Here is a 23399-nt window from a genome sequence, read left to right on the forward strand (position 1 = left end):
GGCTTGCGCACGCGGCCTGTCGAGCTGGGTGCACGAACGGGAGCAACAACCGGCTACGGCATCTGCACGGGATACGAACCGGGGCCGTACGGCATCGAACTCGGCTGCACCGGATAGGTGTCCCGCCGCTCCGCCTGGGCGAACCCGGCGGCCCGGCTGTTCACCTGCGGCCAGCCACCGGCCTCGTGAAAGAGGCGTAGTGCCGTCGCCACGACCTCGGCCAGCGGCTCGTTGGCCTCGATCTCGATGGTGGCTCCCGGCGTGTCGATCCGGACCTTGGTCGGGCTGGCCGGCGAGTCACCCGCCGGCCTTTCCGCCGCCCGTCCCGGAGCCGTCGACGCTGCGGCCGGTACCGGTACCGCGATCGGGGACACCGCCGTCGGGGAGTGTGGCGCCGGAGCCTCCCCGGTCCCGGTCCCAGGCCCGTCCGGCGTCTCCGGGCTGGGTGGCGCCTCCGGCGTCTCCGGGGTGACCGGGAGCTCCGGCGGGGCCGGCTGGGCGGGGACTGTTCCGGCGGACGAGACGGGTCGGGACGACCCGACTCCGGAAAACTCGGTTGTCACCTCGCCATTGTCGGGCCGGGCCGGGCCTTTCCGCCACGCCATCCCGGTCAGCATCCGCCGCCACGACGGCGGTCCGCGACCGGGTTGACGACAGCCGACGGCCCCCGACACCACCGGCCCGGATCGACACCACCGGATCGGGCCGGAGAATCGGCGGCCCGTACGGCGGAGAGATGGAGAACGGGCGTCTGTCCTGCTGGGCATGCATCGCATGGCACATCGAATGCCACGCCGCCACCCCCATATCCATCGCCCCCCGCGGCACAGGTCCCTTGATCAGGGAGCGTCCGGCTCGTCAGGGCGAGCCGGACACTCCCTGATCATGACGGGGGCGCCGGGGTCAGGCGGCGGTTAGGGCCGGGCCGTCGGCGGTGTCGAGCAGGGCCGGGTCGTCCGCCGGGCGCAGGGCCAGGGCCAGCACGTCCGCCACGTCGGCCAGGGTGTGCACGGTCAGCGCCTCCCGTACCTCGGTGGGCAGGTCGTCCAGGTCCGGCTCGTTGCGGGCCGGGACGATCACCTCGGTCAGTCCCGCCCGGTGCGCGGCGAGCAGCTTCTGCTTCACCCCGCCGATCGGCAGCACCCGGCCGGAGAGGGTCACCTCGCCGGTCATGCCGAACTCGGGGCGTACCGGTCGGCCGCTGGCGAGCGAGGCCAGCGCGGTGACCATGGTGATGCCGGCGCTCGGGCCGTCCTTGGGCACCGCACCCGCCGGCACGTGCAGGTGGATCCGTCGCCCGGCCAGCGCGTTCGGGTCCAGCCCCAGCGCTCTGCCGTTCGACCGGAGGTAGGAGAGGGCGATGTGCGCCGACTCCTTCATCACGTCGCCGAGCTGCCCGGTCAGGGTCAGCCCCGGCTCGCCCTCCATGCTCGTCGCCTCGATGAAGAGCACGTCACCGCCGGCACCGGTCACCGCCAGCCCGGTCGCCACCCCGGGCACCGCCGTCCGCTCCGCCGACTCCGGCGTGAACTTCGGCCGGCCCAGATAGCTGGCCAGGTTGCCGGTGTCGACGCGTACCGGATCGTCGGTCGCGGCGAGCGCGACCGCGACCTTGCGGAGGATCTTCGCGAGTGCCCGTTCGAGCTGGCGGACGCCCGCCTCCCGGGTGTGCTCGGCCGCGATCCGGCCCAGCGCCTCGTCGGAGACGCCCACCTCCTCGGCGGTGAGTCCGGCCCGTTCGATCTGCCGGGGCAGCAGGTGGTCCCGGGCGATCGCGACCTTCTCCTCCTCGGTGTAGCCGTCCAGCGTCACCAGCTCCATCCGGTCCAGCAGCGGGCCGGGGATCGCCTCCACCACGTTGGCGGTGGCCAGGAAGAGCACGTCGGAGAGGTCGAGGTCGACCTCCAGGTAGTGGTCCCGGAACGTGTGGTTCTGCGCCGGGTCCAGCACCTCCAGCAGGGCGGCGGCCGGGTCACCGGCATAGCCTGCCGAGATCTTGTCGACCTCGTCGAGCAGCACGACCGGGTTCATCGAGCCCGCCTCGCGCAGCGCCCGGACGATCCGGCCGGGCAGCGCGCCGACGTACGTCCGGCGGTGGCCACGGATCTCGGCCTCGTCCCGGATGCCGCCGAGGGAGACCCGGACGAACTTCCGGCCGAGTGCCCGGGCGACCGACTCGCCGAGGCTGGTCTTGCCGACTCCGGGCGGGCCGCCCAGCGCCAGCACCGCGCCCGAGCCACGGCCGCCGACGACCTGGAGGTTGCGGGCCGCGCGCCGGTTCCGCACCGCCAGGTACTCCAGGATGCGGTCCTTCACGTCGGCCAGCCCGGCGTGATCGGCGTCCAGCACCTCGCGGGCCTGCCCCAGGTCGGTGTTGTCCTCGGTACGCGTGCTCCACGGCATCTCCAGCACCGTGTCCAGCCAGGTACGGATCCAGCCCGCCTCCGGAGACGCGTCGCTGGCCCGCTCCAGCTTGCCGACCTCGCGCAGCGCCGCCTCGCGTACCTTCTCGGGCAGCTCGGCGGTCTCGACCCGGGAGCGGTAGTCGGCCGAGCCGTCCGGCTCGTCCTCGCCCAGCTCCTTGCGGATCGCGGCGAGCTGCTGGCGGAGCAGGAACTCGCGCTGGGACTTCTCCAGCCCCTCCCGTACGTCGGTGTTGATCCGCTCGGTGACCTCCTGCTCGGCCAGGTACGCCTTCACCCAGCCGACCAACAGGTCGAGCCGGGCGGTCACGTCCGGCGCGGCGAGCAGTTCGATCTTCTGTTCCAGGGTGAGCCACGGCGCGTAGCCGGCCGAGTCGGCCAGCTCGGCGAGGTCGGTCATCCGCTCGACCGCGTCGACGACCTGCCAGGCGCCGCGCTGTTGCAGCAGCGACGTCACGAGTGCCCGGTACTCCCGGGCGAGTTCCTTGGCCCGGCCGGCGGGCGCCGGCTCGGTGATCTCGACGGTCTCGACCCAGAGCGCCGCGCCGGGTCCGGGAACGCCGGAGCCGATCCGGGCCCGGGCCAGGCCGCGCGCCACGGCGGCGGGTTCGCCGCTGGGGAGCCGGCCGACCTTCTCGATCGTGGCGATCACGCCGATGGAGCCGTACTCGCCGTCCACCCGGGGCACGGCCAGAAGCTTCTTGTCACCCGTGGCCCGGGCGGCGTCCACCGCTGCCTGGGTGGTCGCGTCCAGGGTCACCGGGATGACCATGCCGGGCAGCAGGACAGCGTCGGTCAGCGGAAGAACCGGAAGAGTTGCCATCACACACCTGCCATCGATTAGTTGAGCTTGTACGACTCAAGTAACAAACGGTGCCCCATGTTCCGGCATGTGACCCAGGACACGGCGTCGATCGCGGCGGAGCCCCGCGATCAGCCCAGCGGTGCCGTTCCGGCGCGGTGCGGGATGAACCACCCCCGGCGGGCGGCCCGGAGCAGCGCGACGTGCCGGTCCGGGGCCGCCAGCACAGCGACGAGCCGCTCCACGGTCTCGGCGACCGCCAGCACCGGCAGGTCGAGCCCGACCGCGATCCGCTGGTCGGTCCAGCCCGAGAGAAGCAGCCCGAGCACGACCAGCTCCCGCCGGTCGAGCGGGCACCGGCCGCGCGGCACCGGGGCGAGCATCGCCACCACCAGCGGTACTCCGCCGGCGGTGCAGCCCAGCACCACCACCCGGAACAGGCCGTCCCGGACGCCCCAGTCACCGGCGGGCCGGTACGCCGCCCGACCGGCGCCCCGCCCGCTGCGGTGACCGGGCCGGATCGGCCGGACGGGCCAGAGGAACGAGACCGAGCCCCCGTCCCCGGGCGCCTGCTGGTCGACCATGGCGAGCAGCGGCGAGCCGGCCGCCAGCAACGGGTGCCCGGGTAGGCCGCAGAGCGGCAGCGGATCGCCACCGGAGGCCAGCACCACCCCGGCCACCGCGTCGCGCACCACCCCGGCCACCGCGCCCAGCGCCCGCAACGGATCGATGCTGGCGGCGATCCGCGAGGTCAGCGCGCCGATCAGGTCCCGCTCTGCGTCGGTGGGATGGTCCCGATCCTCGGTGCTCAGCACCAGCATGCCGACGTGGCGGCGGTCCGGCGCGAAGAGACCGACCGCCAGCCCCTCCCGGAAACCGGCCGGATAGTAGTAGTCGCTCCAGATCGGGAACTCGGCGGCGGGGACCGGAAGGTCGCGGCCGCGCAGCGGCACGGCCGACTCGGTCAAGCCGGCCTGTTCGGCCTGCTCCGTGACCTCCCCGGTGCCGAAGTAGTTCCGGATCCGGTCGTCGTAGCCGGTGCTGACCACCTCGGCGAAACGCTGGCGCCGGTCGTCGAAGAGGGAGAGCCAGGCCGCCTCGAACGGAAGCGCCCGGTGCAGCAGGACGAGCCACTGCGCCGGACGGTCCGCGTCCATCCGGCTCGCACAGATCGCTCTCGCCTCGCGGAAGATGGTGGAGAGCGAGGAGGTACGGGTCATCGTCTGCCCCGGATCAGCGATCGTGGCACGTAGAGGCCAAGCCGGAGCGCGCGGACGGCGGCGAGGGTGCGGGACGGGGCGACGAGCTTGGCCAGAATGTGTTCGACGTGCGCCGCCACCGTGCGCGGGGCGATCACCAGCAGGTTGGCTATCCGCTGGTTGGACCAGCCGTCGATGAGCAGGCCGAGGATCTCCAGCTCTCGCCGGGTCAGTCCGTGCAGGTCGCCGGGGGGCGAGACCAGCACCACGGCGCGCAGGTGGGCCGGGCTCTGCACCGGGCAGGCGAGCACGCTGATCCGGACGTACCGTCCGTCCGGCGCCGCCGAGTCGTCGCGGCAGAGGAACGCCCCGTACGGCTCCCCGTCGGCGAGACGCTCCGCCGCCGCGCCGAGCACCGGCTCCCCGGTCCGGAGCATCGGGTGCTCCGGCAGCCCGGGGAGCGGGAGCACCCCACCGGATCGGGTCAGCACCACTCCCGCCACCGCATCACGGACGACGGTCGAGAGGGTGGCGACCGAGCGCATCGGGTCGACCGCCTCGGCGATCACCGGGGCCAGCAGGCCGAGAAAATCGCGGGCCGCGTCGGTCGGGTGCTCGGGCGACTCGGTGTGCAGGGCCATGATTCCGACCTGGCGGCCGTCCGGGTTGAAGAGCGCGACGCCGATCCCCTCCCGGAAGCCGGCCGGTGCGAAATGCTCGGTCCAGGAGTACATCTCCGAGGGTGGGATCGGGGCGTCCCGGCCCCGGATCGGATCCCCGTCGCGGTCGAGCCCGAGGAGTTCCACCTCCTCGTAGTGCCGGGGGCCGAGCAGGTGCACCATGGTCGCCTCGCCGTAGCCGACGGCACCGAGCGTCTCGAACCTGAGCCGCTCCGGGTCAAGCACCTGGAGCACTCCCGCCTCGTACGGGACCAGCCGGCGCAACACCGCGAAGATCTCCGCCACCCGTTCCTCGGCGCCGGCCGGCGCCGAGGCCAGCCGCTCGACCTGGGCGGCGATCTCCGCAGCGTACGGTGGCAGCTCGCCCACCTGTCAGCATCCCGACCCTCGGCGCATGCGATCGGACGACTCCTTCGGATATCGGCAGTCCTGTCAATCGACAGCACCGGCACAGGTGCGGTTACCTAGGTAAACGCGGGCCGACACCGCAGGACACGCGACGAACCGGAGATGTGAAAGCGGCACCGAGCGACAAAGCAGGCAACCTCACGGGAGCGACGGGACAGGCAGCCTGCGGGCGCACTGGTCGTGGAGGGCGCGCACGCTCCGGCGCGCCCTCCACCCGAATCCGGCCTCCGCCGCTCGGTCCCCCGGCCGATCCGTCCAGACCTCCACGCCCCGGCGCTGCGTCCGGGCGGCGCAGCCCGGCTCCGGCCCGGTGGTCACCGTGACCACATTGGAGAGTGCCGAGACGTTTCCCGCCTCGTCCAGCGCCCGCACCGCCAACCGGTACGTCGTACCCGGCGCCAGCCCGGCGACCGTCGTGGCGGTACGGGGCAGGCGGGCGGCATCAGGTAGACCCATCCCACCACGGTGTCGCCGGTCGGGGTGAGCGACAGCACCTCGTACCGGGAGAGCTGCACGTTGTCGTGGGACGTCGTCACCGGCCAGTCGCTGTTGCCGGGCCATCCGAAGCTCCACGAAGTGGGCGATCTGTTCCTCGGTGCCGTCCACATGCGCCGCTCGGATCAGCGCCTCGGCATACTCTCGGGTCTGCAACAGGCCCGGAACCACGCCGACCTCGAACGAACGGATCTCGGTTGCCCGGCTCTCCAGCCAGATCCAATCGATGAGAGACGAGGCGACGTTGGCCGTAAAGCCGTCCCACCAGCCCTTCTGCCAGGCGTCCTCGGACATCGTCTTGAGGTCTTCCCGGCGCTGCCGGTCGTCGATTCCGCAGATGTCGAGGTAGGCCAGCACCTGCCGGTACTGCCGCCGGTCAGCCCACGCGCCCCGCGCGGCCGGCTGTTCGGGTACGCCGGTTCGCTGCTCCGGGTGGCGCCGCTGCTCACCGTCGGCCGGCGCCGACGCCTCCGGCCCGTGATCGGCGACGGTGGCCGATGACGGCGCTGCCCTTCGACCCGCTGGACCCGCCGACCGAGCCGCCTCCGGGCTGCCCGATGCCCACGCTCTGGCGGATAGCCCACGCCCTGCACCGGCTCCACCGCTCCGACGGCGACCACTGCGCCTGCGGTGCGCGGCATCCCTGCGTTCACCGGCGGGCCGCCCTGCGCGCCCTGCTCGAAGCCTGCGGCGTACCCCTACCGGCGCCGCGCGCCGACATCTTCGACCTCTGGCACGGCATCCTGCTCGTCAGCCCATCACGACCTGGACACCAGAGGCGTTAACGGCGCCGAATAACGCCTCTGGTGTCCAGGTCGATGGCGATCAGACTCGCGTTCGGCGGTGGCGGCCGATCAGGGCTGCGGCGCGGGGCGCCAGCCGTAGGTGAACATTCCGGCGAAGGGGTCGGGGCCGCCGGTCCACGGGTCCAACCCGTCCCGCAACCGGCGCATGTACTCCGTCCGGGTCAGGAATGTGGCACGTCCGCGTCCGAAGAGGTGGATGTCGCCCAGCGGGCAGTCGGGGAAGTCTCCCTCCAGGAGACGGACGACGAACTCGACCATGCCGCAGTCGTAGCGTCGCCAGATGCTCTCGCCCCGCTCGTAGAGCAGCACCGGCCATCGCTCGGGGTCCGGGTCGGAGGCGTCCCAGCAGAGGTTGTCCCCGCTGGAGTCCACCCCCCACAGGATCAGCCGTGGCGCCGTGCCCGCCAGGTCGTGCTCCTTGCGCGACTCCCGCCACAGGACCTCGGCGAACGCCGTGCCGCTGCGCATGTCGTTCCCGTCCCCGTCCGCCGGCTCCGCCCAGGGCTCGGGTCTGCTGATCACGAGATAGTCCTGGATGGCGCCCGAACCGTAGACCTCCTCAGCTCGGCGGTCATGGTACGGCGTCCAGCGGCCCACCTCCACCGCCACCGGCACCCGCCGGCTACACCCGCCACCGGCACCCGCCGGCTACACCCGCCACCGGCACCCGCCGGCTACACGCGTCGCCTGCATCAACCGGCTACACGCGCCGGAGTTCCCCGGTCTCGTCGAAGTCGTGTACGCCGGCGGCGCCGAACTCCGGCTCGACCATCTCGGCGAAGAGCGGCGGCACCGGTCGGCCGGTCGCCGCGTAAAGGCGCTTGATCGCCGCACCGGGGCGGCGGATGTCGTCCAGCATGCCCGGGTTGATCCGGTCGAACTCCGCCTCGATCAGCCGGGTCGCCGTCTCCCCGACCGTCTCGTTCCGGCTCCTGGCGAGCATGACCAGCAGGTCGTGCAGCTCACCGTCGATCACCAGCGCCCGCTCCCCCTCGTCCATGGCCTCACGCTAGGCCGGAGCACGCCGTTCCGGGCGCGGATCGTCGGAGGTGGCGACGGGCGGGACGAGGGGGGCGGAAGTGGCCGGTGTGCAGCGGGGTTGACGCAGCGGTGCTGCATGATGCTCGGATGACCGCACAGGAGGCGCCGGCCGGCGGGCGCCGGCCCGAGGGCCGGCCGGGCGGGGTGGTGCTGGAGGCGGTGCTGGAGCGGATCACCTACGCCAACGAGGAGACCGGCTACACCATCGCCCGGTTCGCCACCGAGCGGAGCGGCCCCGACCTGCTCACCGTGGTCGGCTCGCTGCTCGGGGTGCAGCCGGGCGAGAGCGTACGGCTGGTCGGCCACTGGGGCACCCACCCCAAGTACGGGCGGCAGTTCGAGGTGCGGTCGTACACGACGGTGCTGCCGGCGACGATCCAGGGGATCGAGCGCTACCTCGGCTCCGGGCTGATCAAGGGGATCGGGCCGAGGATGGCCGAGCGGATCGTCGGGCACTTCGGCGTCGACACCCTGCGGATCATCGAGGAGGAGACCGGCCGGCTCGTCGAGGTCCCCGGGCTCGGTCCGAAGCGGACGAAGCTGATCGCCACCGCCTGGGCCGAGCAGCAGTCCATCAAGGAGGTGATGGTGTTCCTCCAGGGCGTCGGCGTCTCCACCTCGCTCGCGGTACGCATCTACAAGAAGTACGGCGACGGCTCGATCTCGATCGTCAAGAACGAGCCGTACCGGCTGGCATCCGACGTCTGGGGGATCGGGTTCAGGACCGCCGACACCATCGCCAAGGGGGTCGGCATCCCGCACGACAGCCCGCAGCGGGTGCGCGCCGGCGTCCAGTACACCCTCTCCGAGGCCGCCGACGGCGGGCACTGCTATCTGCCGGAGCCGAACCTGGTCGCGGACGCCGCCGAGATCCTGGGGGTGCCGGCGGAGCTGGTCCGGGAGTGCCTGGCCGGGCTCGCCGCCGACGAGGGCGTGATCCGGGAGGCGGTGCCGAACCCGAGCAGCGAGGGTGGCACGATCCCCGCCGTCTACCTGGTGCCGTTCCACCGGGCCGAGTCGGCCCTGGCGGCCAGCCTGCTCCGGCTGCTGCGGCACCGGACCGACCGGATGGCCGCCTTCGCCGAGGTGGACTGGGCGAAGGCGCTGGCCTGGCTGCGTACCCGGACCGGCGCCGACCTGGCACCCGAGCAGGAGGCCGCGGTCAGGCTGGCGCTGACCTCGAAGGTCGCGGTCCTGACCGGCGGGCCCGGCTGCGGCAAGTCCTTCACCGTCTCATCGGTGATCAGGCTCGCCGCCGCCAAGGGTGCCAAGATCGTGCTCGCCGCGCCGACCGGGCGGGCCGCGAAGCGGATGACCGAGCTGACCGGGCATCCGGCCGCGACAGTGCACCGGCTGCTGCAACTGCGTCCCGGCGGCGACCCGGCACACGACCGGGACAACCCGATCGACGCCGACCTGATCGTGGTCGACGAGGCGTCCATGCTGGACCTGATCCTGGCGAACAAGCTGGTGAGGGCGGTCGCGCCCGGCGCGCACCTGCTGCTGGTCGGCGACGTCGACCAGTTGCCGTCGGTCGGTGCCGGCGAGGTGCTCCGGGATGTGCTCGGCGCCGAGTCGATCCCCCGGGTCCGGCTGACGAAGATCTTCCGGCAGGCGCAGAAGTCCGGAGTGGTGGTGAACGCGCACCGGATCAACGCCGGACAGGCGCCGCTGCTCGGCGAGTACCCGGACTTCTTCCTCTTTCCCGTCGACGAGCCGGAGGCCACCGCCGAGCTGGTGGTGGAGATCGTCGCCCGGCGGGTGCCGCGCAGGTTCGGCCTGCATCCCCGGGACATCCAGGTGCTCACCCCGATGCACCGGGGGCCGGCCGGCGCCGGCAACCTGAACGTCGCGCTGCAACAGGCGATATCGCCGTACCGGGAGGGCCGGCCCGAGCGCCGGCACGGCGCCCGGGTCTTCCGGGTCGGCGACAAGGTCATCCAGATCAGGAACAACTACGACAAGGGCGCCGCCGGGGTCTTCAACGGCACCGTCGGGGTGGTCACCGGCCTCTCGGTGGAGGACCGGAAACTCACCGTCCGCACCGACGAGGCCGAGGAGATCGGGTACGACTTCGACGAGCTCGACGAGCTGCAACACGCGTACGCCATCACGGTGCACCGGTCACAGGGGAGCGAGTATCCGGCGGTGGTGGTGCCGGTGACGATCAGCTCCTACACGATGCTGCAGCGGAACCTGCTCTACACGGCGGTGACCCGGGCCCGGAAGCTCGTCGTGCTTGCCGGGTCGCGCAGGGCGCTGGCCATCGCGGTCCGCACCGCGGGCACCGGGCGCCGGCACACCGCACTGACCCACCGGCTCAGCCTGCCGTGATCGCGTGTGACCGAGATCACCGATCCGGCTATGAGCGATAGAGCCGTAAAAATGGCGATAAGGGCTGTCGATGCCTTAATAGCCGGCGTCTCCGGCTGATACCTGGCTCGTTTGGACTCTTGCCGAGTCCGATCCGCCGTCGGACACGGTCCCGATGCCCCCTGACGACGGATGGACGACATGCCCAACACACCGGTCGGAGTCGAGGTCTCCGCGACGGACGGCGACGATCTCCGCCAGTTCCGGCCGTCGGGGTTTCCCGGGGTCGCCCCCACCACCGAACGTGCCTGAGTCGCCGTCGTGACGTCGCGCACCTCCTACCTGGCCCGGATCCGTCGCGGCGACGAGCGCGACGCGCTGCACAGCACCGCGTTCCTGATCAGCAGCCACTGGCTGGTCACCGCGGGACACTGCCTCGCCGACCTCAGGGTGGACGACCGGGTGACGGTGATCCTCATCGACGGTGAGACGGCCGGCGCGGACACTGCCGGCGCGGACACTGCCGGCGCGGACACCGCTGGCGGCGGCACCGCTGGCACGCGGACGGTCGACGGGCGGGTGGTCGACGGGCGGACGGTCGACGGGCGGGTGGTCGACGGGCGGACGGTCGACGGGCGGGTGGTTCGGATCGCCGACCGGGACGACCTCGGCCTGATCTGCATCACCGGCCCGCTGCCCCGCGCGGTCGTCCGGCCCGTCCTGGCCAGGGCGGCGGACGACGACGAGTGGCTGGCACCGGCCCGGCCGGCGACCAGCGCCCACCGGTTGCGCGGCACGGTGCTCAACGCCGACCTGCGACACCGCTGCGCCGGCGGGGACGAGATCCAGGCCCTCGAGCTCCGGGTCGACCAGCTTCTCGGCGACTACCGCGGCTACAGCGGCGGCCCGATCGAGCGCCTGCCACCCCCACAGGACCGGTACGCCGCACCGACCGTCGTCGGCATACTCCTCGCGCAGGCGATGAAGCGGACCCGCTCCCGTGAGGCCGCGAACGTGCTGATCGCGGCGCAGGCCGAGGACGCCCTGAAGAGACTGGACGTCCTCGCGGAGGCCCAGCGGCTGGCCCAGGAGAACACCCGGGAGCTGCACCGTGGCTTCGACGCGGACCAGGCCGGCCTGACGCACGAGATCCGGGAACTCGGCGTGATCGGTGACGAGCTCGACGTGATGGTCAGCCGGGGGTTGCTGCGGCGGCGCAAGGCCCGGCGGTTCCTGCACAGGGTCCTCGACCGGACCCTCCGGCACTGGATGGCCAGGAGCAACGCGTGACCGAATCCGTACCCGAGGACGTGACTGACGCCCTGCGGGAGGAATTCGTCCTCGACGGCCTGCTGCCCTGGGCGCTCGTCCGGGCCGAGGCGGCGCTGCGGAAGCCACACCGCGACGCGGCCGAGCTCGGGCTTCTCCGGACCGCGATGATCGCGCTGACCACTCTGGACGGCAAGCGGAACCCGGGCGGGGTCCACCGGCTCGCGATGCTGCTCACCCGGCTCGACCTGCATGCCGAGGCCGAACGGCTGCTCGACTGGACGGCCTGGCGCACCACCCGGGGCAGCGACACCTGGCTGGCCGGCGAGAACGTCCGGGCGATCCTCGCGGCGGCCCGGGGCGACCGGGACCGGGCGGCCCTCCTCCTCGATCTGGCCCTGCGTACCACCGACCGGCTTTCGGTCACCAGCGCGAAGCTCCACGCGAACCTGGCCGTCCTCTGCCTGGAGGCCGGCGAGTTCGATCGGGCCGCCCGGCACGCGACCGTCGCGCTGACCGCCGGCATCACCGCCGACCGCCCCGAGGAGTGGCCGCCGGACCTGCTGGCGAGTGCCGAGTCGAGCGCCATGCTGGCGATCGAACGGTCGGCCACCGACCCACCCCGGACCGCCGAGGAGTTGCGGGACCTTGCCGAGACACAGTTCGCGCTGGCGATGCGGCGCGGGCGCCTGGACCTCGTCGAGTCGGCGATCGAGGTGATGGAACTGGCCAGCCAGCACCTGACGGCCCGGTTGCCGGCCGGGCATCCGGAGGCCGTACGCCTGCGCGCGGGCCTGGCCACCGCCGAGGAACGGTACGCCGGGATGCGGGCGACGAACGCCACCCCCGCCGCCGTCAACTCCACCGCCACCCCCGCCGCCGTGAGCGCCACTGCCGTCAGTTCCGGTGCCCGCCCCGCGGGTGCCTCCGGGTGTCCGGGTGGCGCCACCGCACCGGCTCCGGCCGATGCCGGCGGTCACCCGGTCATCCCACCGGTGCGGGTGGCGCTCCCGGCGGCGTACCACCTGGTCGTCGACCGGTACCTGGACACGGTCTTCCGGTTCGTCTACTACCGGGTCGGCGACCGGCGGCTCGCCGAGAAGCTGACCTCGACCGCCGTTCGAGACGTGCTGCACGGGCTCGACGCGCCTGCCGGCAGGGCGCCCGGCAGAGCGGCTGGACGAACGGCCGGCAGCGCGGGCGGACGACCAGGACGCCGCCGGCCTCCCGCCGACCGGGACCTGGGCCTCTGGCTGATCGGTGCGGCCCGGGGCGTCCTGGCTGACCAGGCGGCCGGTCACCGTCCCGTGGCATCGGCGCGACCACCGGACCGCCCGAGCCGGGACACGGGAACGGAGTTGGTGCACGATCCCGTTCTTGTCGCGCTCCGCCGGCTCGATCCCGTGCAGCAGGACCATCTCGTCCTCAGCTCGCTCCTGTGCCTCTCCGTGGCGGAGATCGCGCAGGTGATGGGGAAGAGCGAGGGCCGGGTCCGGGCCGCGCGGCGCCGGGCCCTCCGGGCACTCACCCGGCTGCTGCCCCGGGCACCCTGGCGGACCAGGGTACGGCTACGCCTGACCCTGCTCAGGCAGATGCTGCACGAGGCATTCCGTCCCGGTCCGTCGCGGCTGCGCGGGGACGAGGACGAGAACCCCCGCCCTGCCGAACGTCCGGACCGCCCGGATGCGACCGGCCAGCTCATGGTGCTCGGCCTCAGCCTCCGGGCGGTTCCGAGCCACGCGCTTCTCGGGCCGGACTCCGACGCCCGGCTCCGGAGCATGCTGCTGGCGATCGCGGGAGGTGCGGTAGCGGCGATGCCCAGAGCCGGAGATGCCGGCACCGGCACCGCGCCGGGTACGCCCACCGGGGGCGGTCAGCCCGGGCTCCGGATCGTCGTACCGGGGCGGCCCGTGATCGGCCGGCTCGCCGACGCCGGCGGCCGGAGGCGGTGGCGACGGCGCCGCGCCAGGAACCGGGACACGGCGGCGGCCCTTCCGGTGGACGCCAATATATTGACGGACGTTTCCGTATCTGGCGCCGAGTGCGTACCGTGGCGCCATGAGGCAGCCCGGTGACCGCGCCCCCGCACCCGGATCGCTGGCGCTGGTACAGAACCTGCTGAATACGGCCGAGATCGCGGCGGGCCGGGACCGGCTGCGTACGATCGCCGAACTCACCGCGTTCGCCAGCGCGCACGGCTCGCCCGGACTCACCTTCACCGACTCGGACGTGACCGAAACCCGACGATTCCGGGAGGCCCTACGGGACGCCTGCCGGGGACACGCCGGCAGCCCACTGCCGGCCGCGTCCGCCGCCGCCCTGCGCTACACGCTCGCCACCTCTCCGCTTCTGCTCACCATCGACGGTTCCGGATCGGCCCGGGCGGTACCGGCGGCCGGGCTCGGCGGCTCGGCGGCGCTCATCGCGACGGTGGCCGCCGCGATCGTCGACGCCGCGACCACCGGCACGTGGCTCCGGCTCAAGGCCTGCGCGGCACACCGCTGCCAATGGGTGTACTACGACCACAGCCCGGGCGGACGCAGCCGCTGGTGCACGATGAGCATCTGCGGCAGCCGGGCCAAGATGCGCGCCTACCGCGCCGGCCGGGCCACCCGATCGGTGTAGGACGGGCAGGCCCGCGCCCATCGCTCCGGTCACGGATTGCGAAGGCGTCGGGCTCGCAGGACGGCGTCGTGGGTGTGGTGCGTGCCTGCCGGGGTGGGGCCCGTTCGGGCACGGGTCTCCTCGAGCTCAACAGCCCACCTGTCGTCGAGGAGCCGGGCGATGTCGTGCGGCTGGTAGTAGTCGTCCGGGTCGAAACCGGGACGAGTAAGCAGGTCCGCGAGATCGTGGGTGGCGAAGAGCAGTGTGCCGCCGGGCGCGAGGGCGGCCAGTAGACCGCGCAGCGCGACGTGGTCCGGCTGGCGTGGCAGCGGGAAGTAGTGGATGGAGACCAGGTCGAACACGCCGGCCGGAGGACGCGTGGCGGTCAGATCGACGCAGGACCACGTCACGCTCCCCGCGACGTCCGCGCCGGCCGCGGCAGCGCGGTCGAGGGCGGTCTGGGAGATGTCGAGCGCGGTGACCTGCCAGCCGCGCCGGGCCAGCCAGCGCGCGTCGGCGCCCTCCCCGCATCCGACGTCGAGCGCCCGCCCCGGCGGCAGGCCGGAGACCTCGGCGACCAGCACGCTGTTGGGGTTGCCGCTGAAGATCTGGTCGCGGGCGCGGTACGTCTCCTCCCAGAACCGTGCGTTCATCGTCCCCCTCCTCCGGCGACCACCCCGGCCTCTGCGACCACCCTGGCCTCTGCGACCACCCTGGCCCGGTCGCTCCGAGTCGACAACTTTTTTTGGGAGAGCCGCAGAATCCGGGTTCACCATGGTTGGCATGGATGCCACTGGCTGTACGTCCTCAACGGGCGGCTGCAAATGATCCTCGGTGACCAGGACTTCGTCCTCGGGGCCGGCGAGGTCGCCGAATTCGACACCCACCTCCCGCACTGGTTCGGCAACGCCGACGCGGGGGCGGTGGAGTTCCTGAGCATCCTCGGTCCGCATGGCGAACGCGTCCACATCAAGGCCAGCTACCGACCCGGCTGAGCCAGCTACCGACCCGGCTCGGCCAGCCGGGCGGGCGATGCCGGCGGCGGGCCTCACAGGTGGGTCAGCGCCAGGGTGCCGAGGGTGCCGAGGACGAGGAAGGGGCCGAACGGCAGGTGGCCGCCCCAGCCGATCCGGCGGGTGGCCAGCAGGGCCAGGCCGCAGAGCGCCGAGGCGCCGAAGGTGAGCAGCGCGCCGGCCACCACGGTCGGCCAGCCGAGCCAGCCGAGCAGCGCGACCGCGCTCAGCGCCAGTTTGGCGTCGCCCAGCCCGAAGCCACGGTGGCCCAGCACGAGGGTGGTGGTGGCGAGGAGCAGTGCCGCGCCGAGGCCGGCCAGCAGGGCCCGCCACCACGGCGCCGCGTCGCCGGCAACAAGCGCCGCCACGCCGAGCAGGGCAAGGGTGCCGGCCGCGGCGGCGTAGCTGAGCCGGTCCGGCAGCCGGTGTACGGCCACGTCCACGAAGAGCAGCGGCAGTGCGCACGCCACCCACCAGGCGTACGCGATCGACTCGATCGGCGGCCGGGCTGCCACGGCCACCGCCGCCACCGCGAGGATCAGGGCGAACTCGACGGTCAACGGCGGTGCGCCGACCCTGCCGCCGCAGCCGGCGCAGCGGGCCGCCGGCGAGAGGGCGCGCAGCGGGCCGGCCGGGCCGATCGGGGTGGCGCAGCGGTCGCAGGCGGTCCGGCGCGGCTGTCCGTACGGTACCGACTCGGCGGCGATGATCCAGCGCAGGGCCGGGGTGCCGGCGAGAAGCGCCGGCCATCTCCGGAGCGGAGGTCGCGTCCGGACACGGTGGGTAACTTCATGATCGCTTGTCGACGATCTTCGCTGCTCGGCGGGCGCCGCCCCGACAGGCCGCACGACCGCCGGACCCGGCTGCCGGGAAGGGGCGTCGGGGCCGGCCACGTCCACCGGAGCCCTCGGCACAGAAGCTGTCAGATCATCGTCATCCATGGCATTTCACTCCGTCGAGCCGGCACAATCGGGACCGGAAGGGTGGTGGACGATCCCCGCCCGTCAGCTATTGATCACATGACATCCATCGGTCGACGTCATCGGATGGCGAGGCCGGCCGACAACGGAGATCGTAACGGTACGTATTCTCGTAAATAGCCCCTGTTGTATCGTCGGCGGTCAGCCTATGCTCGCCATCTGGACGACGCACAACGGTCGGCGATCAGGAAACAAATAGATCTACTGGCAATACCGACACCCAGAATCTAGATCGACTCACCCGAATGTGGATGCAGCGGCGCCGGGCCCGGTCGAGGGCCTCCGGGGCGGAGCGGCCGTGCCCACGTCGCGGCCGGCGGATCGGATCGGCCGGACAACCAGCTCAACTCTGCTGCGGTGGGCGGTCAGCGGCGGAGCAGGAGGAGGCACCGTTGCGGACGCGGCGACTCCGAACGCGGCGGCTGTGGGCGCGGCGGCTGTGGGCACAGCGACTTCGAACGCGGCGGCTGCGGGCGAAGCGACCTCGAACGCGGCGGCTGCGGGCGCGGCGGCCGGCGTACCTCTGGATCGCTCTGCTCGCGGGAGCGCTTCTGCTCGGCGGCACCGCCTGCGGCAACCGGCCGGGGAGCGCCGCGCCGCAGCCCGTCGACGCCGAGCCGGCCGCCAGCGCCGACGCCGGGGCCGCCGAGGCGGAGGAAGCCGCTCTGGCCGCCTACGCCGGTTATCTCGCCGCCGTCCGAAAAGCGGAGCAGGCCGGCGACCCGCTCGATCCACAACTGCGGAAATATCTCGCCGATCCACTACTGACCCGGGTCAGGCTCACCATTCGCGACGCGAAGGAGCGGGGTGCGATGCGTACCGGAAAGCTGGTCTCCGATCCGACGGTCACCGTGGTGGACCTGAGCTCCGATCCGGCCACCGTCTCGATCCAGGACTGCATCGACGCCACCGGCTACCGGTTGGTCTATCGGAAGGACCGCAAGGTCGTGCCGGGTTCCTCCAGCGGCCGGCATCTCGCCACCGCGACCGCCACCCGCTACCCCGACGGCCGCTGGCTGATCAACGCCGGCGCCAGCCACCAGGACCAGCCATGCTGACCCGGCAACCGCTCACCCCGCAGCTGCTGGCCTGGCGGCTGCTGGCCCGGCAGTTGCTGGCCGGCGGTGCCGCGGCCGTGCTGGCGCTGACCGCCGCACTGGCGGTCAGCGGCGGGTCGGCCGCGGCCGACCCCGGTGCGGAGTGCCCGCCCACCCAGGCCAACTGCGACGTCTGGGAGAACGTGCCCGGCGACCCGGGCGACGGGGACGGTGGGACCGGGTCGGGCGACGGCGGCGGCTCCGGCGGCGGCAACCGGGTCTGCGAGAAGGACGACGGCACCCGCGTCCCCTGCTACGACGACCTGCTCGGCTGGTTCAACGCCGCCGACGACTGCTACTACAAGCTCTCCGAGCCGCAGCCTCCGGGCATCCCGCCGGGGATGCGGGCATACCTGCGGACCTGTAGTGGCGGGCCCAGCTCCGAGGAGGTCCTGCTGGCCGCTCCGCCGGCCGGGTTCGACCCGCCCGATCCCCGGCAGATGGCGCTGGACCTCTTCGCCAGCCTGACACTGGAGGCACCGCGGATCCGGACCGCGCCGAGCGGTGCACCCGGGCTGGTCGGGGTGCCGGTCTGGCTGCACGACGCGTCGAGCTGGGACGAGGAGCGGAGGACGGACCGGCAGGGCGGCGTGACGGTCTGGATCGAGGCCATCCCGACGAAGGTCGTCTGGCAGATGGGCAACGGCGAGACGCTGGAGTGCGACTCGGCCGGCATCCCGTTCCGGACCGGCACCCACGACCCACGCCGACCTCCCCCCGACGCGTGCGTCTACGCCGGCTACCCCCGGTCGAGCAGCGGCAGCCCCGGCGGCCGCTACGAGATCACCGCGGTCAAGCACTGGCGGGTGCCGTGGGGCAGCAGCACCGGTGACGGTGACGAGACCGAGCTCACCACCAGCCGCGAGGCCTCGACCTCGATCCAGATCGACGAACTCCAGGTGGTGACCAGGTGACCGTGGCGACCAGTCCGACCACAGGCGCGCCGATCGACGCGCCGATCACACCGCCCCGGATCGTCCGGCAGCGCCGGATGCGTCCCGGCCTGCTCGGCCTCGCCGCGCTGTTGATCGCGCTCGGCGGGCTCGGCGCGGCCTTCGCGATCACCTCGGTGCGCGCCACCGGCAGCTATCTCGCGGTCGCCCGGCCCGTACCGGTCGGCACCGCGCTCACCGCCGACGACCTGGTGGCGGTGCAGGTGGCCGGCGGGCAGGGCCTCGAACCGGTGGCCGCCGACCGGCTCGCCGAGGTGGTCGGCAAGCGGGCCACCGTGGCGCTGACCCCGGGCACCCTGCTGACCATGGCACAGCTGACCGACAAGCCGCTGCTCGGGCCGGGGCAGCAGCAGGTCTCGGTGGGGCTGCGCCCCAGCGAGGTGCCGGCGAAGCGACTCCGCCCCGGCGACAAGGTGCTGCTGTTCAGCACCGCGGGCGACGGTGAGCGGGCCGGCAACGCACCCGCGACCCGGTTCCAGGCCACGGTCATCGACATGGCGACCCCGGCCAGCAACACCGTGGTCCTCTACCTCGCGCTCGCGGCCAGGGACGTACCGGCGGTGGTGGCGCTGGCCACCGCCGACCGGATCGCGGTCGTGCTGAGCGCGGCAGCCTGACCGTGGCCATCGTCGCGCTCGTCTCGGCCAAGGGATCGCCAGGGGTCACCACGACCGCGCTGGCCTGCACCCTCTCCTGGCACCACCGGGTGATCCTCGCCGAGTGCGACCCGTCCGGCGGATCCGTGCTGGCCGGTTACCTTGCCGGGGCGCTGCCCGGTCCCCGGGGGATCGGTGAGCTGGCCGTCGGCGAGCTGCGGGACGGCAACCTGGAGGAGGCGTTCTGGTCGCAGCTCGTCGACCTCGACGCACCCCGGCGGGAACGGCTGCTGCTGCCCGGCGTCGTCGACCCGGCGCAGGCCGGCAGCGTGGTGCCGCTGTGGCAGCGGTTCGCCGACTTCTTCACCGGGCTGGCGGCGGGCCGTCCGGCGTACGACGTCCTCGTCGACTGCGGCCGGCTCCAGGTGGTCGGGCCGCCGTGGCCGCTGCTCCGCGCCGCCGATCTGGTGCTGATCGTCGCCCGGGCCCGGCTGCCGTACCTCGCCAGCACGCAGGCCACGATCCGGGCGATCGAGCGTGACTTCGCCGAGCACCGGGCCGCCACCGACACGCTGCGGCTGCTGCTCGTCGGCGGGGAGCACGGCCGCAGCGAGGTGGGCAAGGCGCTCCGGCTGCCGGTCGTCGGGCACCTGCCGGACGACCAGCGCACCGCCGACACGCTCAGCCACGGCGGGACGGTACGCGCCAACCGGCCGCTGATGCGGGCGGCGAGCGCCCTGGAGGTGCCGGTCCGGGCGGTCCTCGACCGGCGCCGTGCCCGGCTCGGCTGGCCAGCAGCGATCGAGGGGGTGCCCGGTGCGATTTGAGCCCGTCTACTTCGACCCACGCCCGCACGATCCGCACGCCGCAGACGACCCGAACGGCACCGGCCCGGGCGGTGCCGGCCCGAACGGTGCCGGCCCGGGTGGTGGTGGCGGCGCGAACGCGCCGGTCTGGCAGATCGTTCCGCACAACGGGCACCGGCAGGCGTCGGGCGCGGGCAACGGAGCCGCCTCGTACCCGGGGCCGTCGCAGGCCGGGCCGTCGCAGGCCGGGCCGTCGCAGGCCGGGCCGTCGCAGGCCGGGCCGTCGCAGGCCGGGCCGTCGCAGGCCGGGCCGTCGCAGGCCGGGCCGTCGCAGGCCGGGCCGTCGCAGGCCGGGCCGTCGCAGGCCGGGCCGTGGTATGCCGGGTCGTCGTCGCAGACCGCGCCGCCGTATGCCGGGGCGTCGTATGCGGTGGTGCCGCAGCCGCTGACGCCGACCGCACCACCCCGGCCCCGGGTCGACTTCGGGGTGGTCCGGGAACTCCGCCGTGAACTCAGCGAACGGCTCACCCGGTGGCAGCGCGGCCGGGAGTTCAGCACCTCCGAAGAGGACGTCGAACGGGCCCGGCTCGCCATCGCGGTGGTCTCCGGGTACGCCGACTCCACCCGCCGGGCCGGCACCCCGATGTCCGCCGCCGAGGAGCGGATGCTGCTCGACCAGGTCAACGCGGAACTCGTCGGGCTGGGCCGGTTGCAGACCCTGCTCGTGGACAGCTCGATCGAAGAGGTGCACATCCTCGGCTGCGACTCCGTCAGGATCACCCGGCGGGGCGGCGGCGTCGACTGGGCCGAGCCGATCGCCGACAGTGACGAGGAGATGGTGGAGATCCTCCAGGCGGCGGCCCGGCGGGCCGGCGCCACCGAGCGGTCGCTCTCGACCTCCAAGCCCACCCTGGACCTGCAGCTGCCGGACGGCAGCCGGCTGGCCGCCGTCTTCCTGGTCAGCCACCGCCCGTACGCGGTGATCCGCAAGCACAACACCGTCGAGGTGACCCTCGACGACATCGCCGGTGGCCGGGCCGACCTGGACGAGATGCTCGACGTGCTGATCCGGGACTTCCTGCGGGCGGCGATGCGGGCCGGGCTGAACATCATGGTCGCCGGACTGGCCGGGGCCGGCAAGACCACGGTGATCCGGGCCATGATGGACGAGATCCCCACCGACGAGCCGTACGTCCTGCTGGAGGAGAGCCGCGAGTTGCTGCCGGCGCGGCGCGGGCGCAAGCACCGGGCGGTGATGAGCTTCGAGTCCCGGGAGGGGCACGGCGACCGTGGACCGGACGGGCGACCGGCCGGCGAGGTGACGATCGCCGACCTCATCCCGCTGGCGCTGCGGATGGGCGTACTCCGGATCATCGTCGGCGAGGTCCGGTCCCGGGAGATCGTGCCGATGCTCCAGGCGATGACCACCAGCCGGGGCTCGATGTGCACCATCCACGCCCGTACCCCGTCCGGGGTGAGCGAACGGATCATCGAGCTGGCACTCTCGCACGGCCGGGAGATGACCGTCGAGCAGGCCCGGCGGATGGCCGGGAACGCGCTGGACCTGATCGTCTACGTGACCATCGAGGACGAGACGGCGATCGGCGGCCGCAAGCACCGGTTCGTCTCGCACGTCGAGGAGGTCATCGGGGTCGGCGACGGAAACCGGATCACCACGACGACGGTCTTCGGGCCGGGGCCGGACGGCCGGGCGGTCCCCCGCCACCTGCCGGAACGGGTCCGCGAGCAGTTGCTCCGGGTCGGGTACGACGCCCGGCTGCTGACCCGGTACATCGAGGCGGGTACGGGCGCGTGGCGGAGGCCACGACACAGCCTGCTCGGGCGGTCGGCATGACCCTGCCGTCGCAGATCGAGCTGATCGCCGTACTCTCCGGCGTCGCCTGCGCCGCCGGCCTGGTGCTGGTGGTCGTCGCACTGGTCGGCACGAGTCGACCGACCGGGCCGCGCCGTGACTCGGTGCTACGCCGGCTCTGGAACGGCAACGGCACCAACGCCCGGGAACGGCGGGCCCACCAGACGCTGCTGGTCGGTGCGATCGTGGCCGGTGCGGTCGCGTTCCTGCTCACCGGGCTGCCGGTGATCGGCCTGCTGGTCGCCGTGGCGGTGCCGGGCGTGCCGTGGCTGCTCACCAGCGGCCGGGCCGAGCGGCGGGCGATCAACCGGATCGAGGCGATCGGTGAGTGGACCCGCCGGCTCAAGGACGTCTCCAGCACCGGCCAGGGACTCCAGCAGGCCATCATCGGCACGGTCTCGACCGCACCCGAGCAGGTCGACGAGGAGGTACGCCTGCTCGCCGCCAGGCTGGCCGCCGGCTGGCAGGCCCGGGCCGCGCTGCTGGCGTTTGCCGAGGAGATCGGTGACCCGGTCTGCGATCAGGTGGTGGCCGCGCTGATCCTGCACCTGACCGACCGGGGTGAGCGGCTCGGCGACGTGCTCGGGGCGATCGCCGGTGCGGCGGCCGCCGAGGTGGTGACCCGGCGCGAGGTGGAGGCGAAGCGGGCCCAGCCCCGGTTCGCGGTGCGCTTCCTGACCGGGATGACGCTGCTGGTGCTCGCGTACGGGCTGGTGAACCCGGACTACATGGAGCCGTACGGCACCTCGGACGGGCAGTTGGTGATGGTGCTGCTCGGCGCCGCCTTCGTCGCCCTGCTCGCCTGGGTGCGGTCGATGAGCCTGCCGCCCCGGCCGGCCCGCTTCCTCGCCCCGCCGGACCGCGAGGAGGCGCTCCGGTGAGGCGTACGGGTGGGAGGGCGCGGTGATCCTCAACTGGCAGCTCACCGTCGGCGTGCTCGGTGGCGCCGCCGTCGGGTTGGGCCTGTTCCTGCTGGTCCGGGAGGCACTGCCGGCGACTCCGGCGCTCGGCCCGGCGTTGCGCCGGCTGCACCAGCCGGCCGGGCTGACCCGGCCGTCCCGGGCCGCCGGCCCGAACCTCGAGTGGCTGGCCGGGGCGACCCGCTGGCTGCGTCCACCGCAGCGACAGCTCGCGCTGATCGGGCAGTCGCCCGAGCAGTACACGCTCTCGCTGCTGCTCTCCGGGCTGATCGGGCTGGCCACCCCGGCGGTGTCGACCGCGATCCTCTTCGTCGCCGGGATCCGGCTGCCGTTCGTGGTGCCGACCGTCGGCGCGCTCGGCTTCGCGCTGCTCTGCGTTCTGCTGGCGCACCGCAGCGTACTGGGAAAGGCGGAGCGGGCCCGGCGCGAGTTCCGGCAGGCGGTCTGCGCCTATCTGGACCTGGTCGCCCTGCAACTGTCGGCCGCGCACGGGCCGGTGCAGGCGCTGGAGCGGGCCGCCGAGGTCTGCGACGGCTGGGTCTTCGAGCGGATCCGGGAGGCGCTGCGGCTGGCGCAGTTGCAGATGCACTCGCCCTGGGACGAGCTGCGGGACCTGGCCGAGAAGATCGGCATCCCGGAACTCGGCGACGTCGGGGCGATCATGCAGTCCTCCGGCACCGAGGGCGCCCAGGTGCACGACTCGCTGCGGGGCCGGGCCGACTCGCTGCGCGACCAGATCCGGACCGACAACCTCGCCCGAGCCGAGGGGGTGACCAGCCGGCTCGACATTCCGGGGGCGCTGCTGGTCTTCGTACTCGTCGGGTTCGTCCTCTATCCATTCGTCGCCCGGATCTGACCTCGATCCACCGTTCACAGGAGGGAGACCGCGATGTCGATCATCGCCTACCTGCACGTCGCGCTCACCGTACGGATCGCCGAGCTTCGCCGTACCGGTGAGCGGGACCGGGGCGACAGCCCGGTGCCGACCGCCGTCATCATCTTCGGCCTGGTGGCCGCCGCCCTGGCGGTCACGGTCGCCGTGTCGCAGAGCGTCGGTGACTGGATGGACGCCATCCCGGAGCCGGGCGGTGCTGCCGACCCCGCGGCCCCGGAGTAGACCC

Annotated in this window: 23 protein-coding genes and 1 pseudogene; 14 read left to right on the forward strand and 10 right to left on the reverse strand. The window is 73.1% G+C overall.

Annotation, left to right across the window (positions count from 1 at the left end):
• Positions 1–53: 53 nt before the first annotated feature.
• From ACN27G_RS29840 to ACN27G_RS29865, 6 genes and pseudogenes are all read right to left on the reverse strand, one after another.
• Positions 54–563 (reverse strand): hypothetical protein, encoded by a 510-nt coding sequence (locus ACN27G_RS29840; protein WP_421496024.1) that lies wholly within the window; start codon positions 561–563, stop codon positions 54–56.
• A gap of 340 nt (positions 564–903) precedes the next feature.
• Positions 904–3246: an endopeptidase La gene (gene lon, locus ACN27G_RS29845; RefSeq protein WP_421496025.1), complete on the reverse strand. Its 2343-nt coding sequence runs from the start codon at positions 3244–3246 to the stop codon at positions 904–906.
• A gap of 110 nt (positions 3247–3356) precedes the next feature.
• Positions 3357–4445 carry a hypothetical protein gene (locus ACN27G_RS29850; protein WP_421496026.1) on the reverse strand — a complete coding sequence of 363 codons (1089 nt, stop codon included), beginning with the start codon at positions 4443–4445 and terminating at the stop codon, positions 3357–3359.
• Positions 4442–5473, reverse strand: a complete 1032-nt coding sequence (locus ACN27G_RS29855) for a LuxR C-terminal-related transcriptional regulator (RefSeq protein WP_421496027.1) — start codon at positions 5471–5473, stop codon at positions 4442–4444. The genes ACN27G_RS29850 and ACN27G_RS29855 overlap by 4 nt, the downstream gene beginning before the upstream one ends.
• A 177-nt stretch (positions 5474–5650) precedes the next feature.
• Entirely contained in the window at positions 5651–5968 is a 318-nt protein-coding gene (locus tag ACN27G_RS29860; RefSeq protein WP_421497630.1) for a hypothetical protein, read from the reverse strand.
• Positions 5969–6076: 108 nt separating this feature from the next.
• Positions 6077–6301: pseudogene (locus ACN27G_RS29865) on the reverse strand (Scr1 family TA system antitoxin-like transcriptional regulator); the annotation flags it as partial.
• A gap of 203 nt (positions 6302–6504) precedes the next feature.
• Between ACN27G_RS29865 and ACN27G_RS29870 the strand changes: the two are divergent.
• On the forward strand, positions 6505–6792 hold the full coding sequence (locus ACN27G_RS29870; protein WP_421496028.1) for a hypothetical protein: 288 nt from the start codon (positions 6505–6507) through the stop codon (positions 6790–6792).
• 69 nt (positions 6793–6861) lie between these two features.
• On the opposite strand, the gene ACN27G_RS29875 is transcribed toward ACN27G_RS29870, so the two are convergent.
• Both ACN27G_RS29875 and ACN27G_RS29880 read right to left on the reverse strand, forming a co-directional pair.
• Entirely contained in the window at positions 6862–7335 is a 474-nt protein-coding gene (locus tag ACN27G_RS29875; protein ID WP_421496029.1) for a hypothetical protein, read from the reverse strand.
• A gap of 178 nt (positions 7336–7513) precedes the next feature.
• On the reverse strand, positions 7514–7813 hold the full coding sequence (locus ACN27G_RS29880; RefSeq protein ID WP_421496030.1) for a hypothetical protein: 300 nt from the start codon (positions 7811–7813) through the stop codon (positions 7514–7516).
• A 128-nt stretch (positions 7814–7941) separates the two neighbouring features.
• Here ACN27G_RS29880 and ACN27G_RS29885 point away from each other — a divergent pair, with 128 nt between their 5' ends.
• The 4 genes from ACN27G_RS29885 (at position 7942) to ACN27G_RS29900 (ending at position 14061) form a co-directional block, all read left to right on the forward strand.
• The gene (locus ACN27G_RS29885) at positions 7942–10188 is read left to right on the forward strand and encodes an ATP-dependent RecD-like DNA helicase (protein WP_421496031.1); all 2247 of its coding nucleotides are present in this window, start codon (positions 7942–7944) and stop codon (positions 10186–10188) included.
• Positions 10189–10488: 300 nt separating this feature from the next.
• The gene (locus ACN27G_RS29890; RefSeq protein WP_421496032.1) at positions 10489–11457 is read left to right on the forward strand and encodes a trypsin-like serine protease; all 969 of its coding nucleotides are present in this window, start codon (positions 10489–10491) and stop codon (positions 11455–11457) included.
• The gene (locus ACN27G_RS29895; protein WP_421496033.1) at positions 11454–13511 is read left to right on the forward strand and encodes a sigma factor-like helix-turn-helix DNA-binding protein; all 2058 of its coding nucleotides are present in this window, start codon (positions 11454–11456) and stop codon (positions 13509–13511) included. Before ACN27G_RS29890 ends, ACN27G_RS29895 begins: the two co-directional genes overlap by 4 nt.
• Positions 13495–14061, forward strand: a complete 567-nt coding sequence (locus ACN27G_RS29900; RefSeq protein ID WP_421496034.1) for a CGNR zinc finger domain-containing protein — start codon at positions 13495–13497, stop codon at positions 14059–14061. The genes ACN27G_RS29895 and ACN27G_RS29900 overlap by 17 nt, the downstream gene beginning before the upstream one ends.
• Positions 14062–14090: 29 nt before the next feature.
• Here ACN27G_RS29900 and ACN27G_RS29905 read toward each other — a convergent pair whose 3' ends face one another.
• Entirely contained in the window at positions 14091–14693 is a 603-nt protein-coding gene (locus tag ACN27G_RS29905) for a class I SAM-dependent methyltransferase (protein ID WP_421496035.1), read from the reverse strand.
• Between the two features lie 108 nt (positions 14694–14801).
• On the opposite strand from ACN27G_RS29905, the gene ACN27G_RS29910 reads away from it, so the two are divergent.
• Positions 14802–15035, forward strand: a complete 234-nt coding sequence (locus tag ACN27G_RS29910; protein ID WP_421497503.1) for a cupin domain-containing protein — start codon at positions 14802–14804, stop codon at positions 15033–15035.
• Positions 15036–15088: 53 nt separating this feature from the next.
• Here ACN27G_RS29910 and ACN27G_RS29915 read toward each other — a convergent pair whose 3' ends face one another.
• Positions 15089–15994: a prepilin peptidase gene (locus ACN27G_RS29915; RefSeq protein ID WP_421496036.1), complete on the reverse strand. Its 906-nt coding sequence runs from the start codon at positions 15992–15994 to the stop codon at positions 15089–15091.
• A 536-nt stretch (positions 15995–16530) separates the two neighbouring features.
• Here ACN27G_RS29915 and ACN27G_RS29920 point away from each other — a divergent pair.
• From ACN27G_RS29920 to ACN27G_RS29955, 8 genes are read left to right on the forward strand one after another with little or no spacing between them, the layout of a single operon-like run.
• Complete coding sequence (locus ACN27G_RS29920; protein WP_421497504.1) at positions 16531–17091, forward strand: hypothetical protein; 561 nt, start codon at positions 16531–16533, stop codon at positions 17089–17091.
• On the forward strand, positions 17085–18044 hold the full coding sequence (locus ACN27G_RS29925) for a hypothetical protein (protein ID WP_421496037.1): 960 nt from the start codon (positions 17085–17087) through the stop codon (positions 18042–18044). The genes ACN27G_RS29920 and ACN27G_RS29925 overlap by 7 nt, the downstream gene beginning before the upstream one ends.
• Positions 18041–18700, forward strand: a complete 660-nt coding sequence (locus ACN27G_RS29930; protein ID WP_421496038.1) for an SAF domain-containing protein — start codon at positions 18041–18043, stop codon at positions 18698–18700. The genes ACN27G_RS29925 and ACN27G_RS29930 overlap by 4 nt, the downstream gene beginning before the upstream one ends.
• 2 nt (positions 18701–18702) lie before the next feature.
• The gene (locus ACN27G_RS29935; RefSeq protein ID WP_421496039.1) at positions 18703–19506 is read left to right on the forward strand and encodes a ParA family protein; all 804 of its coding nucleotides are present in this window, start codon (positions 18703–18705) and stop codon (positions 19504–19506) included.
• Positions 19496–21340, forward strand: coding sequence for an ATPase, T2SS/T4P/T4SS family (locus ACN27G_RS29940; protein ID WP_421496040.1), 1845 nt, complete (start codon positions 19496–19498; stop codon positions 21338–21340). Before ACN27G_RS29935 ends, ACN27G_RS29940 begins: the two co-directional genes overlap by 11 nt.
• Positions 21337–22239 (forward strand): type II secretion system F family protein, encoded by a 903-nt coding sequence (locus ACN27G_RS29945; protein WP_421496041.1) that lies wholly within the window; start codon positions 21337–21339, stop codon positions 22237–22239. Before ACN27G_RS29940 ends, ACN27G_RS29945 begins: the two co-directional genes overlap by 4 nt.
• A 25-nt stretch (positions 22240–22264) precedes the next feature.
• Positions 22265–23134, forward strand: a complete 870-nt coding sequence (locus ACN27G_RS29950) for a type II secretion system F family protein (RefSeq protein ID WP_421497505.1) — start codon at positions 22265–22267, stop codon at positions 23132–23134.
• A 33-nt stretch (positions 23135–23167) separates the two neighbouring features.
• Entirely contained in the window at positions 23168–23395 is a 228-nt protein-coding gene (locus ACN27G_RS29955) for a hypothetical protein (protein WP_421496042.1), read from the forward strand.
• The last annotated feature ends 4 nt before the right edge of the window (positions 23396–23399 follow it).

The sequence above is a fragment of the Plantactinospora sp. WMMB334 genome, from assembly GCF_049179095.1.
Taxonomy (GTDB): domain Bacteria; phylum Actinomycetota; class Actinomycetes; order Mycobacteriales; family Micromonosporaceae; genus Plantactinospora.